Annotated in this window: 12 protein-coding genes; 2 read left to right on the top strand and 10 right to left on the bottom strand. The window is 71.9% G+C overall.

The genetic code is table 11. The features are described 5' to 3' along the window. The first annotated feature begins 597 nt into the window (after nt 1-597). A complete protein-coding gene (gene trpS, locus ACWD5D_RS22520; RefSeq protein WP_451374509.1) occupies nt 598-1,623 on the top strand; it encodes a tryptophan--tRNA ligase in 1,026 nt (341 codons plus the stop codon). A 55-nt stretch (nt 1,624-1,678) separates the two neighbouring features. Here trpS and proC read toward each other — a convergent pair whose 3' ends face one another. The 6 genes from proC to ACWD5D_RS22490 form a co-directional block, all read right to left on the bottom strand. Further along, nucleotides 1,679-2,491: a pyrroline-5-carboxylate reductase gene (gene proC, locus ACWD5D_RS22515; protein WP_451374508.1), complete on the bottom strand. Its 813-nt coding sequence runs from the start codon at nt 2,489-2,491 to the stop codon at nt 1,679-1,681. A gap of 103 nt (nt 2,492-2,594) precedes the next feature. Next, complete coding sequence (locus ACWD5D_RS22510) at nt 2,595-3,380, bottom strand: ABC transporter permease (RefSeq protein WP_451374507.1); 786 nt, start codon at nt 3,378-3,380, stop codon at nt 2,595-2,597. Continuing rightward, nucleotides 3,377-4,177, bottom strand: coding sequence for an ABC transporter ATP-binding protein (locus tag ACWD5D_RS22505; protein WP_451374506.1), 801 nt, complete (start codon nt 4,175-4,177; stop codon nt 3,377-3,379). Before ACWD5D_RS22505 ends, ACWD5D_RS22510 begins: the two co-directional genes overlap by 4 nt. A gap of 119 nt (nt 4,178-4,296) precedes the next feature. Further along, complete coding sequence (locus tag ACWD5D_RS22500; RefSeq protein ID WP_451374505.1) at nt 4,297-5,130, bottom strand: class I SAM-dependent methyltransferase; 834 nt, start codon at nt 5,128-5,130, stop codon at nt 4,297-4,299. Between the two features lie 450 nt (nt 5,131-5,580). Continuing rightward, nucleotides 5,581-6,090, bottom strand: a complete 510-nt coding sequence (locus ACWD5D_RS22495; protein ID WP_451374504.1) for an EamA/RhaT family transporter — start codon at nt 6,088-6,090, stop codon at nt 5,581-5,583. A gap of 55 nt (nt 6,091-6,145) precedes the next feature. After that, the gene (locus ACWD5D_RS22490; RefSeq protein WP_451374503.1) at nt 6,146-6,490 is read right to left on the bottom strand and encodes an SH3 domain-containing protein; all 345 of its coding nucleotides are present in this window, start codon (nt 6,488-6,490) and stop codon (nt 6,146-6,148) included. A gap of 183 nt (nt 6,491-6,673) precedes the next feature. Here ACWD5D_RS22490 and ACWD5D_RS22485 point away from each other — a divergent pair, with 183 nt between their 5' ends. Then, on the top strand, nt 6,674-8,791 hold the full coding sequence (locus ACWD5D_RS22485) for a protein kinase domain-containing protein (protein ID WP_451374502.1): 2,118 nt from the start codon (nt 6,674-6,676) through the stop codon (nt 8,789-8,791). A gap of 82 nt (nt 8,792-8,873) precedes the next feature. Here ACWD5D_RS22485 and ilvD read toward each other — a convergent pair whose 3' ends face one another. The 4 genes from ilvD to ACWD5D_RS22465 form a co-directional block, all read right to left on the bottom strand. Further along, nucleotides 8,874-10,727 (bottom strand): dihydroxy-acid dehydratase, encoded by a 1,854-nt coding sequence (gene ilvD, locus ACWD5D_RS22480; RefSeq protein WP_451374501.1) that lies wholly within the window; start codon nt 10,725-10,727, stop codon nt 8,874-8,876. 195 nt (nt 10,728-10,922) lie between these two features. Next, nucleotides 10,923-11,528: a TetR/AcrR family transcriptional regulator gene (locus ACWD5D_RS22475; RefSeq protein ID WP_451374500.1), complete on the bottom strand. Its 606-nt coding sequence runs from the start codon at nt 11,526-11,528 to the stop codon at nt 10,923-10,925. Then, nucleotides 11,525-12,346: a sugar phosphate isomerase/epimerase family protein gene (locus ACWD5D_RS22470; protein ID WP_451374499.1), complete on the bottom strand. Its 822-nt coding sequence runs from the start codon at nt 12,344-12,346 to the stop codon at nt 11,525-11,527. The genes ACWD5D_RS22475 and ACWD5D_RS22470 overlap by 4 nt, the downstream gene beginning before the upstream one ends. Before the next feature lie 325 nt (nt 12,347-12,671). Further along, entirely contained in the window at nt 12,672-13,604 is a 933-nt protein-coding gene (locus ACWD5D_RS22465; RefSeq protein ID WP_451374498.1) for a Ppx/GppA phosphatase family protein, read from the bottom strand. Nucleotides 13,605-13,625 lie beyond the last annotated feature (21 nt).

Below are 13,625 nucleotides of genomic sequence, written 5' to 3'. Positions count from 1 at the left end.
CTTCGGTCTTGCGTTTCCGACTCTATCAGATCTTTTCTCGATCCGATTTCCTCGGTGCTTTCCAGGTTTTCGCTCTCGCGTTTCCCTTTCCGGCGGTTCCGACTCTATCAGATCCTCGCGGCGTCTGATTCCCAGTCAGAGGGGGTGGTCTTCGCGGCTTGCGGGCCGTTCCGACGAGTGAGACTTTAGCGGATTCCCGGCTCCCGAGCTAATCGGGGGCCGCGTCCTTTCGGACACGGATTCCTCATTTCGCAAATGCGCACACCAAAGCAATCCGACGCATGAGCATCGATGAATGAGTGGACCTTGCGGAATGGCTGTCCGGGGACCGACCGGAGTCGGCGCTCACGTCGGACAACTCGGAGAACACTACGCACCCGGGTGAGGCGTGTCAACCCCTCCCTTGAGTTCACTCCAGGGCGTACGGTGGGCTGCATGACTACGCGTACGTGTACCCAGCTCTGGTGGGCCGCCTGACGGCGGCCGTACTCACGTATGCATCCAACGGCCGCCGCTTCGGCGGCCGTTCTCGTATCTCCTCCGGACTCCGGGGGCCGGCCGCAGGAGCGGCGGTCCCGACCAGGAGACGGAGTGGAGATGACGAGGGTCTTCAGCGGGGTTCAGCCGACCGGGCACCTGACGCTGGGCAACTACCTGGGAGCGATGCGGCGCTGGGCCGAGACCGACCAGCACCGGGCTGACTCCCTGTTCTGCGTCGTGGATCTGCACGCGCTGACCGTGGACCACGATCCGGCGCGGGTGTGCAGACTCAGTCGGCAGACGACGACGTTGATGCTGGCTGTCGGGCTCGATCCCGAGGTGTGCACCGTGTTCCTGCAGAGCCATGTCGACGAGCACACGAGGCTCTCGTACCTGCTGGAGTGCGTGGCGACCGACGGTGAGATGCGGCGGATGATCCAGTACAAGGAGAAAGCCGCGCGGGAGCGGGAACGCGGCGGGAGCGTGCGGCTGTCGCTGCTGACGTATCCGGTGCTGATGGCGGCGGACATCATGGCGTACGGCGCGGACGAGGTTCCGGTCGGGGACGACCAGGTTCAGCACGTCGAGCTGGCGCGGGATCTGGCGGTGCGGTTCAACCAGCGGTACGGGCACACGTTCGTCGTGCCGAAGGCGACGCGGCCGGGGATCGCGGCACGGGTGATGAACCTGCAGAACCCGACGTCGAAGATGGGGAAGTCGGACGCCTCGGGTCTGGGCGTCGTCTATCTCCTCGACGAGCCCGACGTCGTACGGAAGAAGGTCATGCGGGCCGTGACCGACAGCGGTCGGGGCGTGGAGTACGACCGTGAGGGGCGGCCCGGGGTCGCCAATCTGCTGGAGATTCTCGCTGCGTGCACGGACGGGAACCCTGAGTCACTGGCGGACGTTTACCCCTCGTACGGCGCTTTGAAGAAGGACACCGCGGAGGCGGTGGTGGAGGTTCTGAAGCCCGTGCAGGCCAGGCACAGGGAGTTGTGCACGGATCCCGCGTATGTGGAGGGGGTGCTCCGGGATGGTGCGGAGAAGGCTCGGGCGATGGCGCGGCCGACCGCCGATACGGCCTATCGGGCGATCGGGCTGCTGCCGGCCGCCCCGGAGCCCGCGCTGAGCGCGGTGCGGTAGGCGGTGCGTGTCCGGGGGCGGCCGGTGTTTCGGTGGGCGCCCCCGGGTGCGGGGGTCAGTCCTTCTTGCCGGAGGCCAGCTCGCGGCTGCGGTCGCGGGCGGCTTCGAGGGCGGCGATGAGGGCGGCGCGGACGCCGTGGTTCTCCAGTTCGCGGATGGCGTTGATCGTGGTGCCGGCCGGGGAGGTGACGTTCTCGCGGAGCTTGACGGGGTGCTCGCCGCTGTCGCGGAGCATCACGGCGGCGCCGATGGCGGACTGGACGATGAGGTCGTGGGCCTTGTCGCGGGGCAGGCCGAGCAGGATGCCGGCGTCGGTCATGGCTTCGACCAGGTAGAAGAAGTAGGCCGGGCCGGAGCCGGACAGGGCGGTGCAGGCGTCCTGCTGGCTCTCCGGGACGCGGAGGGTCTTGCCGACGGCTCCGAAGATCGCCTCGGCGTGCGCGACGTGCGCCTCTGTCGCGTGGCTGCCGGCGGAGATGACGGACATGGCCTCGTCGACGAGGGCGGGCGTGTTCGTCATGACACGGACGACCGGGGTGCCCGTGGCGAGGCGCTCCTCGAAGAAGGAGGTGGGGATGCCGGCGGCTCCGCTGATGACCAGGCGGTCGGTGGGGACGTGCGGGGCGAGTTCGTCCAGGAGGGTGCCCATGTCCTGCGGCTTGACCGTGAGGATCAGGATGTCGGCGGTCTTGGCGGCCTCGGCGTTGGTGACCGGGGTGACTCCGTAGCGGGTGCGGAGTTCTTCGCCGCGCTCGGGGCGGCGGGCGGTGACCAGGAGGTCCGCCGGGGCCCAGCCGGCCCGGATCATTCCGCTGAGCAGGGCTTCGCCGATCTTGCCGGTGCCGAGGACTGCGACTTTCTGGCTCATGCGGTTCAGTCTGGCACCGGGGACGCGGTGGGCGTGTCGGCTGTCCGGTGGGCGGAACGTCCGCCGGCCGGCGAGGTGGGGCCGGGACGGGCCCGGGGCGCGGTCACTGCGTTCGCCGCCTGAGGGTCGCCGCGCCCAGGACGAGGACCAGGACCGCGCAGCCCGCCACGATCAGGGCGTCCCTGATGAACGTGGCCGTCATGTCGGTGTGGTGGAGGACCTCGTTCATGCCGTCGACGGCGTACGACATGGGGAGGACGTCGGAGACGGCCTTCAGGACGGGGTGCATGTCGGAGCGGGGCGTGAAGAGGCCGCAGAGGAGGAGCTGGGGAAAGATCACCGCGGGCATGAACTGGACCGCCTGGAATTCCGAGGCCGCGAAGGCCGAGACGAAGAGACCGAGGGCCGTGCCGAGGAGGGCGTCGAGGAGGGCGACCAGCAGGAGGAGCCAGGGGGACCCGGTGACATCGAGGCCGAGGAACCAGACCGCGAGCCCGGTGGCGAGGGCGGACTGGACGATGGCGAGCGCGCCGAAGGCGAGGGCGTAGCCGGCGATGAGGTCGGCCTTGCCGAGGGGCATGGCAAGGAGGCGTTCGAGGGTGCCCGAGGTGCGTTCGCGCAGGGTGGCGATGGAGGTGACCAGGAACATCGTGATCAGCGGGAAGATGCCGAGCAGGGAGGCGCCGATGTTGTCGAAGGTGCGCGGGCTGGCGTCGAAGACATAGCGCAGCAGGATCAGCATCAGGCACGGCACGAGGATCATCAGCGCGATGGTCCGCGGGTCGTGGCGGAGCTGCCGCAGGACGCGGGTCGCGGTGGCGGTGGTGCGGGAGGCGTTCAGCACGCCGGTGGGCGCGGCGGGGGCTTCGTTCACGGTCGTCGTGCTCATCGGGTCGTCTCCTTGGTGCGGTCCGCGGCGGTGGCTTCGTCCACGAGGCGGAGGAAGGCGGCCTCGACGGTGTCGCTGCCGGTGCGGGTGCGCAGGGCTTCGGGGGTGTCGTCGGCGAGGATCCGGCCTTCGCGCATGAGGAGGAGGCGGTGGCAGCGCTCGGCCTCGTCCATGACGTGGGAGGAGACGAGGAGGGTGGCGCCGCGGGTGGCGGCGATGTCGTGGAAGAGGTTCCACAGGTCGCGGCGGAGGACGGGGTCGAGGCCGACGGTCGGCTCGTCGAGGACGAGGAGTTCGGGCGTGCCGAGAAGGGCGACGGCGAGGGAGACGCGGCTGCGCTGTCCGCCGGAGAGGTTGCCGGCGAGGGCGTCGGCGTGGCTGGTGAGGTCGACGTCGACGAGAGTCTGGGTGACGCGCTGGTGGCGGCGTTCGCCGGCGGCCCGGCCGGGGTCGAGGATCGCGGCGAAGTACTCGAGGTTCTGGCGGACGGTCAGGTCGTCGTAGACGGAGGGGGCTTGGGTGACGTAGCCGATGCGGCTGCGCAGGGTGGGGTGGCCGGCGGGGCGGCCGAGGACGTCGAGGGTGCCGGTGACCTTGGCCTGGGTGCCGACGATGGCGCGCATCAGCGTGGACTTGCCGCAGCCGGAGGGGCCGAGCAGGCCGGTGATCTGCCCGCGCGGGACGGCGAATCGGAGGTCGTGGAGGACGGTGCGGGGGCCGCGGACGACGGTGAGGTTCTCCGCGTGGACGGCGTCCGGAGCCGGGGGGCGGGTCGGCTCGGGCACATAATTCATCATGCGGTGAATAATCTTCCCGAGGGTCGCCGCCGTCAAGTGGCGGCGGTCGCTGTGCCGTACACGAGAACGGCGGCCCCGAGAACCGGGCCGCCGCTGTCGGGAAGGGAGATGGGGCGCTATCAGGGCTTGGTCGCCACGAGCAGGAGCACGTCGTACGTCTCCTCGACGATGCCGTCCGGGAAAACCCGCATCAGATGACCGCGCTCCTGCTCCAGGAAGGCGGTCCGTCGCTCCTCCGGGGTGACGAGGAGGAAGGAGTGGCTGCCGACGTTGGCGAGGTGGGTGTCGACCGGGACGCGACGGCTCCAGCGGACCTCGCCGCGGGTGAAGCGGAGCCGGCCGCTGGGGTCGGCGCGCTCGGTGTCCGCGGTGTGCTCGGCGTCCTTGCGCCGTTCGGCGGCGAAGTCGATGCCGAAGAAGCGGCACGCGCGCTCCTGGGCCTCGGCGATCCACTCGACGTCGCGGGGGGTGGTGTTCCACCACAGTGCCAGCGCGCCGCCCGGCCGCAGCACGCGCAGCGCCTCCGGCACCGACTGCGCCGGGTCGGTCCAGTGCCAGGCCTGTGCGTAGGTGAGGAAGTCCGCGCTGGTGTCGGCCAGGGGCAGGGCGTCGCCGTTGCCGTGGACGAGCGGAATGTGCGGCAGCGCGCGGCGGAACTCGGCGGCCATGCCCGCGCCGGGCTCGACCGCGAGGACCTCGGCACCACGCTCGTGCAGCAGGGCTGTGGCGATACCGGTGCCGGCGCCGACGTCCACGACCCGGGCGCCGGCGAGGGGGCGTCCGGCCAGTTCCTCGACGGTGTCGAAGAGGGCGGGCGGGTAGGAGGGGCGGTTCGCGGCGTACTGGGCCGCCGCGGCGTTGAAGGAGTGGGCGCGCGGAGCGTGCGGCGGGTGCGGCGGATGGGGGTGCTCGGAGTGGCCGGAGTGCTCGGGTGCGGCTGGCGATGCGGTCATGACGCCCATGGTGCGCGGGGGCGGCAGCGGGGACGAGCGGGTTTTTGACCCCGTTTCGGCGCGATTCACGGCTCGCGGACCGACGGCGGGCCGGGGGCGCGGCGCCGGCCCGCCCGGTGGAGGGCGGTGGTACGGCGCCGGCATGGCCCACGGCGCCGAGCGGGCGGCTCGGAGGTACGACAGTCGGCCAGACCCGCACCGGTACGACAGTCGGCCAGACCCGCACCGGGCAGCCCGGCGCTACGCCGAGCGGCCCGAACCCACACTGGGCGGCCTGGAGCTACGACGACCGGCCCAGACCCACACCGGACGGCCCAAAGCTACGCGGTCAGCCCAGACCCGCACCGGGCAGCCCGGCGCCACGACGACCGGCCCAGACCCGCACCGGGCAGCCCGGCGCCACGACGACCGGCCCAGACCCGCACCGGGCGGCGGCCCGGAACTCCCGGTCTACCGGCGTCGCTTCTTCTTCGACGGGTTGCCCGTGCGCCGGGTGGTGCGGCGCTCGTACTCCTCGCGGGCCGTCTCGTACTCGGCGCGGTGGAGTTTCTCGCCCGGGGCCTCGGTGAGGGAGCGGAAGGAGTAGGCGAGGAAGGAGCCGATGAAGCCGATGGCGAGGAGGCCGCGCAGGGAGGCCTGGCGCTCGGGGTCGTGGCGCTTGCCGAAGCCCTCCCAGGTGTTGCGGAAGGCGAGCGCGCTGCAGATCGCGAACATGGCGACGATCAGCACGCTCACGAGGGAGCCGGTGCCGGCGATCTGGAGGCCGTCGTAGGCGAGGCGCAGGATCAGGCAGGAGGCGACGGCCGCGGCGAGGGAGCCGACGGCGACGCCGGCGCGGCGGGCCGGGTAGCCATTGTCGTGGTTCACCCAGGTGGTGCCGAAGAAGCGGAGGGGCTCGGGGCGGGGGCCGCCGCCCGGGGAGCCCGCCGAGGTGTCCGGGGTGCCGGTTTCGTCGCTCACGGGACGATTATGGCGCCGGGCGGCGGCGGGCTCCTGGTGGGGTCGCCCGCGAGGGTCAGCCGCAGCGCGCGGCGATGTAGCCGTCGCTGCCCGTCTGCACGTAGGCGTCGGCGACGTACTCGCCGTTGTTGATGTTGTCCCAGATCTTCGACGTGCCGTACGGGCCCGTCACGGTGGTGCCCGGTGCCTGGCAGTAGATCGGGACCTTGCTGCCGTAGGGCAGGACGCGGACGATGTTGTAGTCGGTGCCGGGGCCGCTGCGGACGTTCAGACGGACGTCCGGGGCGACCGCGTAGTAGCGCGTGCCCGGTACCCCGCCCGTCGCCACCGCCGCGGCGGTGCTCACCGGTTCCGTGACCTCTTCGGCCCCTGCGGCCTCTTCGACTCGCTCGACGGACATGAGATGTCTCCCCCTGACGGCCCCTCGGATGGACGGGGGCCTCGTCGCTTCCCCTGGATCCGAGCCGCGGAACACCTGTGCGCGACTCGCACGCGGAGGTTAGCAAGCCGCCTCTGTCTCCTACGAGTCATCGACTAGGCTCCGTGCGTCGCGCGCGCGGTCGAACAGCACGGGGGTTGGTCCATGGCGCCACAGCGCAGCACCGGAGCGGGCGCGGAAGCGGAACTTCCCGAGTACGCCGGTCACTACCGTCTGGAGTCGTGCCTGGGTTCGGGCGGCATGGGCGTGGTCCAACTGGCGCGGAGTCCCTCGGGGATGAAGCTCGCGGTGAAGGTCGTCCACGCGGAGTTCGCCCGGGATCCCGAGTTCCGGGGCCGCTTCCGGCAGGAGGTGGCGGCCGCGCGGCGGGTGAGCGGTGCCTTCACGGCGCCGGTCGTGGACGCCGATCCCGAGGCCGAACGGCCGTGGATGGCCACACTGTTCATTCCCGGTCCGACGCTCTCCGAGCAGGTGAAGCGGAACGGGCCGATGCCGGCGGAGCAGTTGCGCAGGCTGATGGCGGGGCTCGCCGAGGCGTTGCGCGACATCCACCGGGTGGGCGTGGTGCACCGGGATCTCAAGCCGAGCAACGTGCTGCTCGCGGAGGACGGGCCGAAGGTCATCGACTTCGGCATCTCCCGGCCGAAGGACAGCGAACTGCGGACCGAGACGGGCAAGCTGATCGGTACTCCGCCGTTCATGGCGCCGGAGCAGTTCCGGCGGCCCCGTGAGGTGGGGCCGGCGGCGGACGTCTTCGCCCTGGGTTCGGTGCTGGTGCACGCGGCGACCGGTCGCGGGCCGTTCGACTCCGACAGTCCGTACGTCGTCGCCTATCAGGTGGTGCACGACGAGCCCGATCTGACCGGGGTGCCGGAGAGTCTGGCGCCGCTGGTGCTGCGCTGTCTCGCCAAGGAGCCCGAGCAGCGGCCGACTCCGGACGAGCTGATGCGGGAACTTCGGTCGGTGGCGGCCTCGTACGACACGCAGGCGTTCATACCGGCGCAGCGCACGGCCGGGGCGTCCGCCGCCCCGGAGCCCCGTGGCGAGGGCGGCACGCCGCGCTCCGCCGCCAAAGAGTCCTCGCCCGGGAAACGCAAGCGCGGGGGCAGGAAGGCGGTGCTGGGCGCCGGCGCGCTCGGCCTCGTCCTGGTCGGGGTGCCGGCGGCGGTGCAGTTCGGCGGCGCCGACCCCGCGCCCTCGGCGTCCCGCGCGTCATCGCCGCGGGCCGTCGAGCCCTGGGCCGTGAAGGCCGCCCCCGGGAGCGGCGGAATGCCCCGGTGCTCGTACGGGGGCGGGCAGTTGCTGTGTGCGCGGTCGGGCGTGGTGTACGCGCTCTCGCCCACCGACGGTTCGCGGTTGTGGCAGCGGTCGGCGGACGTGAAGGCCATGAGCGGGGCGCCGGTTCTCGCGGGCGGCCTGGTGCAGCCGCACACCAGCGGAGGTGCCCGGCTGTCGGCGCTCAGGCCGGCCTCGGGCGGGAAGGCCTGGAGCCGGGCCGTGCCGGCGGGCACGCTGGTGCGGTACGTCGGGGGTACGGCCCTGCTCACGGGCGCCGACGGAATCGTCACCGCGCTGGACGCCGCGTCGGGCGGGACCCGGTGGAGCCATCGGATCGACGGGCTCGCCGCGCCGTCCTTCACCTCCTTCCCGGGCGACCCGCTGGCCTACGCGGTCAGCACCTCCGGCGACGGGGCGCGGACGCTCGTGACCGCGGTCGACCCGGAGACGGGGCAGGTGCGGTGGCGGGAGCGGCTGAGCGGGACCCTCAAGCCCGTCGGTTCCGCGGGCGGTGCCGTCTTCTGCCTCTCCGTCGACCAGGTCTACGGCACGGCGCGGGGGGTGGTCCGTTTCACCCCGGGGACCGGGTCCTCGCAGCGGGTGGATCTCCCGGTGGCCCTGGACGGTGCCCAGGCCACCGTGCGCGGGGACACGGTCTACCTCCTGGCCGCCGGGGGTCTGCTCGAGGCCGTGGACATGGCGGACCAGCGGCTCCAGTGGCGTCTGGAGACGTCGGTGAGCCGTGGTTCGGCGCCGGTCGCGGACGGCCGGCACGTGTTCTTCACCGCGAGCGACGGACGGCTCCTCGCCGTCGACGCGCACGACGGAACGCTCGTCGGGCAGACCCGGGCGCGCCTGGGCGCGCAGGCCACCCAGGTGATGGGGGCGCCGCCCGCGCCGCTGCTCGGCCACGGCCACGTGTACGCCACCGCCCCCGACGGCACCGTCTTCGCCGTGGACGGACGCGATCCCGCGGCCTGGTGACACGCGAAGGGGCCGCCTCCGGACGGAGACGGCCCCTGAGGGTCGCGGACGGGTGCGGGTGTCTACCGGCGTTTGCGGCCGGTCAGCCCAGCTTGGTCACGTCACGCACGGCGCCCTTGTCGGCGCTGGTCGCCATCGCCGCGTAGGCCCGCAGAGCCGCCGACACCTTGCGTTCGCGGTTCTTCGGCGCGTACACGCCGCCCAGGGCCTGCTCGCGGCGGGCCAGTTCGGCGTCGTCGACGAGGAGTTCGATGGTGCGGCCGGGGATGTCGATGCGGATGCGGTCGCCGTCCTGGACCAGGGCGATGGTGCCGCCGGAGGCCGCCTCGGGGGAGGCGTGGCCGATGGAGAGGCCGGAGGTGCCGCCGGAGAAGCGGCCGTCGGTGATCAGGGCGCAGCTCTTGCCGAGGCCGCGGCCCTTCAGGTACGAGGTCGGGTAGAGCATCTCCTGCATGCCGGGTCCGCCCTTGGGGCCCTCGTAACGGATGACGACGACGTCGCCGTCCTTGACCTCCTGGGTGAGGATCCGCTGGACGGCCTCTTCCTGGGACTCGCAGACGACCGCCGGGCCCTCGAAGGTCCAGATGGACTCGTCGACGCCGGCCGTCTTCACCACGCAGCCGTCGACGGCCAGGTTGCCCCTGAGGACCGCGAGGCCGCCGTCCTTGGAGTAGGCGTGTTCGGCGGAGCGGATGCAGCCGCCCTCGGCGTCGTCGTCCAGGGCCTCCCAGCGCTCGGACTGGGAGAAGGCCTCCGAGGAGCGGACGCAGCCCGGGGCCGCGTGCCACAGCTCGACGGCCTCGGAGGACGGGGAGCCGCCACGGACGTCCCACGTCTTCAGCCAGTCGGAGAGGGAGGGGCTGTGCACGGCGTGCACGTCCTCGTTCAGCAGGCCGGCGCGGTGCAGTTCGCCGAGGAGGGCGGGGATGCCGCCGGCGCGGTGCACGTCCTCCATGTAGTACGTGCGGTTCTTCGCGACGTTGGGCGCCACCTTGGCGAGGCACGGGACGCGGCGCGAGACGGCGTCGATCTCCTCCAGGCCGAACGGGACGCCGGCCTCCTGGGCGGCGGCCAGCAGGTGCAGGATCGTGTTGGTGGAGCCGCCCATCGCGATGTCCAGGGCCATCGCGTTCTCGAAGGCCTGGAAGGTGGCGACGTTCAGCGGCAGGACCGAGTCGTCGTCCTGCTCGTAGTAGCGGCGGGTGAGGTCCATGACCGTGCGGGCCGCGTCCTCGTAGAGCCGGCGGCGGGCCGTGTGGGTGGCGAGGACCGAGCCGTTGCCGGGCAGGGAGAGGCCGATGGCCTCGGTCAGGCAGTTCATCGAGTTGGCCGTGAACATGCCGGAACAGCTGCCGCAGGTCGGGCAGGCGTTCTCCTCGATACGGAGGATGTCCTCGTCGGAGATCTTGTCGTTGACGGCGTCGGAGATCGCGTCGACCAGGTCGAGGGTGCGGACCGTGCCGTCGACCAGCGTGGCCCGGCCGGACTCCATCGGGCCGCCGGAGACGAACACCGTCGGGATGTTCAGGCGCAGGGCCGCCATCAGCATGCCCGGGGTGATCTTGTCGCAGTTGGAGATGCAGACCAGGGCGTCGGCGCAGTGGGCCTCGACCATGTACTCCACCGAGTCCGCGATCAGGTCGCGGGAGGGCAGGGAGTACAGCATGCCGCCGTGGCCCATGGCGATGCCGTCGTCGACCGCGATCGTGTTGAACTCGCGCGGGATGCCGCCGGCCTCCTTGATCGCCTCGCTGACGATCCGGCCGACCGGCTGGAGGTGGGTGTGGCCCGGCACGAACTCCGTGAAGGAGTTGGCGACGGCGATGACGGGCTTCCGGCCGATGTCCGCACCGGGTACACCGGAGGCGCGCATAAGGGCGCGGGCGCCCGCCATGTTGCGGCCGTGGGTGACTGTGCGGGACCTCAGCTCGGGCATCGTCGCTCGCTCCTTCAGTGACTGCGATCAGAGACTGCGATCAGAGACTTCTGACTGTTGTCGAGAGTACGCCGGTCATCCAGGGACCGGGACGCACTGTCCGAAATGCGGGACGGGTGTCTCGTGTGCGGGGAGGCTTCGAGAGGCGCGAGAGGTGAGCTCCGCGGGTCCGGGGCGTCCGGTACGACGGGATCCTCAGGCGCCCGTCAGATGCCGCTGCACCACCGGCGCCACCCGGGCGATGATCTGCTCCAGGTCCGCCGAGGCCAGCGGCTCCAGCTTGATCACGTAGCGCATCATCGCCGTACCCACGATCTGCGCGGCCGCCAGCTCGGCCCGCAGCTCCGCGTCCGGCAGGTCCATCTGGGCCGCGAGCCGGCGCAGCAGCTGGGTGGCGATGAGGCGGCGGAAGACGGCGGCGGCGGTCTCGTTGTTCACCGCGGACCGGAGGATGGCGAGGACGGGCGCACGGGTCGTGGGGTTCTCCCAGACGCCGAACACGAAGCGGGTCAGCCGCTCCCCCACCGCGTCCACCGGCCCTTCGGCCACCGCGCGGGGCGCGTCGAGCGCTGGCGCGAAGGCGACCGAGATGGCCGCCTCGAAGACCTGTTCCTTGGTGCCGAAGTAGTGGTGGACGAGCGCCGAGTCGACGCCGGCGGCCTTGGCGATGCCGCGTACGGACGTCTTCTCGTAGCCGCGCTCGGAGAACTCCTCGCGGGCCGCGGCGAGGATGCGGTCGCGGGTGTCGGCGGACTCGGTGCGCGGGGGCCGTCCCCGTCGGCGTGCCGTGGCCCCGGTCATCGGCGTGGCACCTCCAGCGAGGACGCAAGGTGCTTGCGGGTGAAGGCCAGGGCCTCGGCGAGGTCGGCCTCGCGCTCGGCGCTGGACATGGCCCGCCGGGTGTTGACCTCGACGACGACATGGCCGTCGAAGCCGGTGAGCGCGAGCCGCTCCAGCACCTCGGCGCATGGCTGGGTGCCGCGGCCGGGGACCAGGTGCTCGTCCTTGGCGGAGCCGCGGCCGTCGGCGAGGTGGATGTGGCCGAGCCGGTCGCCCATGCGGTCGATCATGTCCAGGGCGTCCGTACGGGCGGTCGCCGTGTGGCTCAGGTCGATCGTGAAGTGCCGGTAGTCGTCCTTGGTGACGTCCCACTCGGGCGCGTAGGCGAGCATCTCGCGGTCGCGGTAGCGCCAGGGGTACATGTTCTCGACGGCGAACCGCACGTCGGTCTCGTTCGCCATCCGCCAGATCCCGTCCACGAAGTCGCGGGCGTACTGGCGCTGCCAGCGGAAGGGCGGGTGGACGACGACGGTCGAGGCGCCCAGCTTCTCGGCTGCCGCCTGGGCGCGCTGCAGCTTGGCCCAGGGGTCGGTGGACCACACCCGCTGCGTGATCAGCAGACAGGGGGCGTGGACCGCCAGGATCGGGACGCCGTGATAGTCGGACAGGCGGCGTAGGGCCTCGATGTCCTGGCTGACCGGGTCGGTCCACACCATGACCTCGACGCCGTCGTAACCGAGGCGCGCGGCGATCTCGAACGCCGTCGCCGTCGACTCCGGGTAGACGGAGGCGGTCGACAGCGCGATGCGCACGTCCTTCGGTTCAGCCACGTCCGTCACCTTACGGGGTCGAGTGGGAGGGGTGCGGGGTGCCGGTTCGCCGTTGTGAGATGGGTCATTTCGGCGTTCGGGGCGGGTTGGGGGGTGGGTTGGGGGTGGGCGAGGGCGCGTTGCGGCTCGTCACGGTGGCTTGCCGCGGTGACCGGTCGCGGGGCGGGCCTGTGGCGGGGTCGGCCGGCCGCGGGGCGGGCCTTGGGCGGGTCGGCGCGTCGCCGAGCGGGCCCATCGCGGAGCCAGCCCGTCACGGAGCCGACCCACCCGTCGCAGAGCCGACCCGCCACAGAGCCGACCCGTCACAGGGCCAGCCCGTCAGCCTCTCGGGTGGCTACGCCGAACCCATGTGATCGAGCCGCCGCAGGATCACGCCCTCCCTCAGGGCCCACGGACAGACCTCCAGCTTCTCGATGCCGAAGAGGTCCATCGCGCCCTCGGCCACCAGGGCGCCCGCCAGTATCTGGCCGGCCCGGCCCTCGGAGACGCCGGGGAGGTCGGCGCGCTGGTCGCCGGTCATGCCGGACAGGCGCGGGACCCAGGCCTCCAGGGACTCGCGCTTGAGTTCGCGCTGCACGTAGAGGCCGTCGGCGGTGCGGGCGGCGCCGGCGATGCGGGCCAGCTGCTTGAAGGTCTTGGAGGTGGCGACCACGTGGTCGGGGGCGCCGAAGCGCTTGAACTCGCCGACCGTGCGGGCGATCTCCGCGCGGACGTGGCGGCGCAGGGCGCGCACGTCCTCGGGGACGGGCGGGTCGCCGGGCAGCCAGCCGGCGGTGAGACGGCCGGCGCCGAGCGGGAGGGAGACGGCGGCGTCCGGTTCCTCGTCGATGCCGTAGGCGATCTCCAGGGAGCCGCCGCCGATGTCCAGGACCAGCAGCCTTCCGGCGGACCAGCCGAACCAGCGGCGGACGGCGAGAAAGGTGAGGCGGGCCTCCTCGGGCCCGCTGAGGACCTGCAGCCGTACGCCCGTCTCGGCCTCCACGCGCGCGAGGACCTCGTCGGCGTTGGTGGCCTCCCGGACGGCGGAGGTGGCGAACGGGAGCAGATCCTCGACACCCTTGTCCTCGGCGGCCTGGAGCGCGTCCTGCACGACGTCGATCAGCTTGTGGATGCCGCTGTCGTCGATGGCACCGCTCTCGTCGAGCAGCTGGGCGAGCCGTAGTTCGGCCTTGTGCGAATGCGCGGGCAGCGGGCGCGCGCCGGGGTGGGCGTCCACCACCAGCAGATGCACCGTGTTGGAACCCACGTCCAGGACACCGAGTCTCATGTACGGAACGCTACTGCCAGA

Source organism: Streptomyces sp. NPDC002520 (assembly GCF_053595235.1).
The sequence above is the reverse complement of the archived record's forward strand: the minus strand, read 5'-3'. Positions and strand labels throughout refer to the sequence as shown.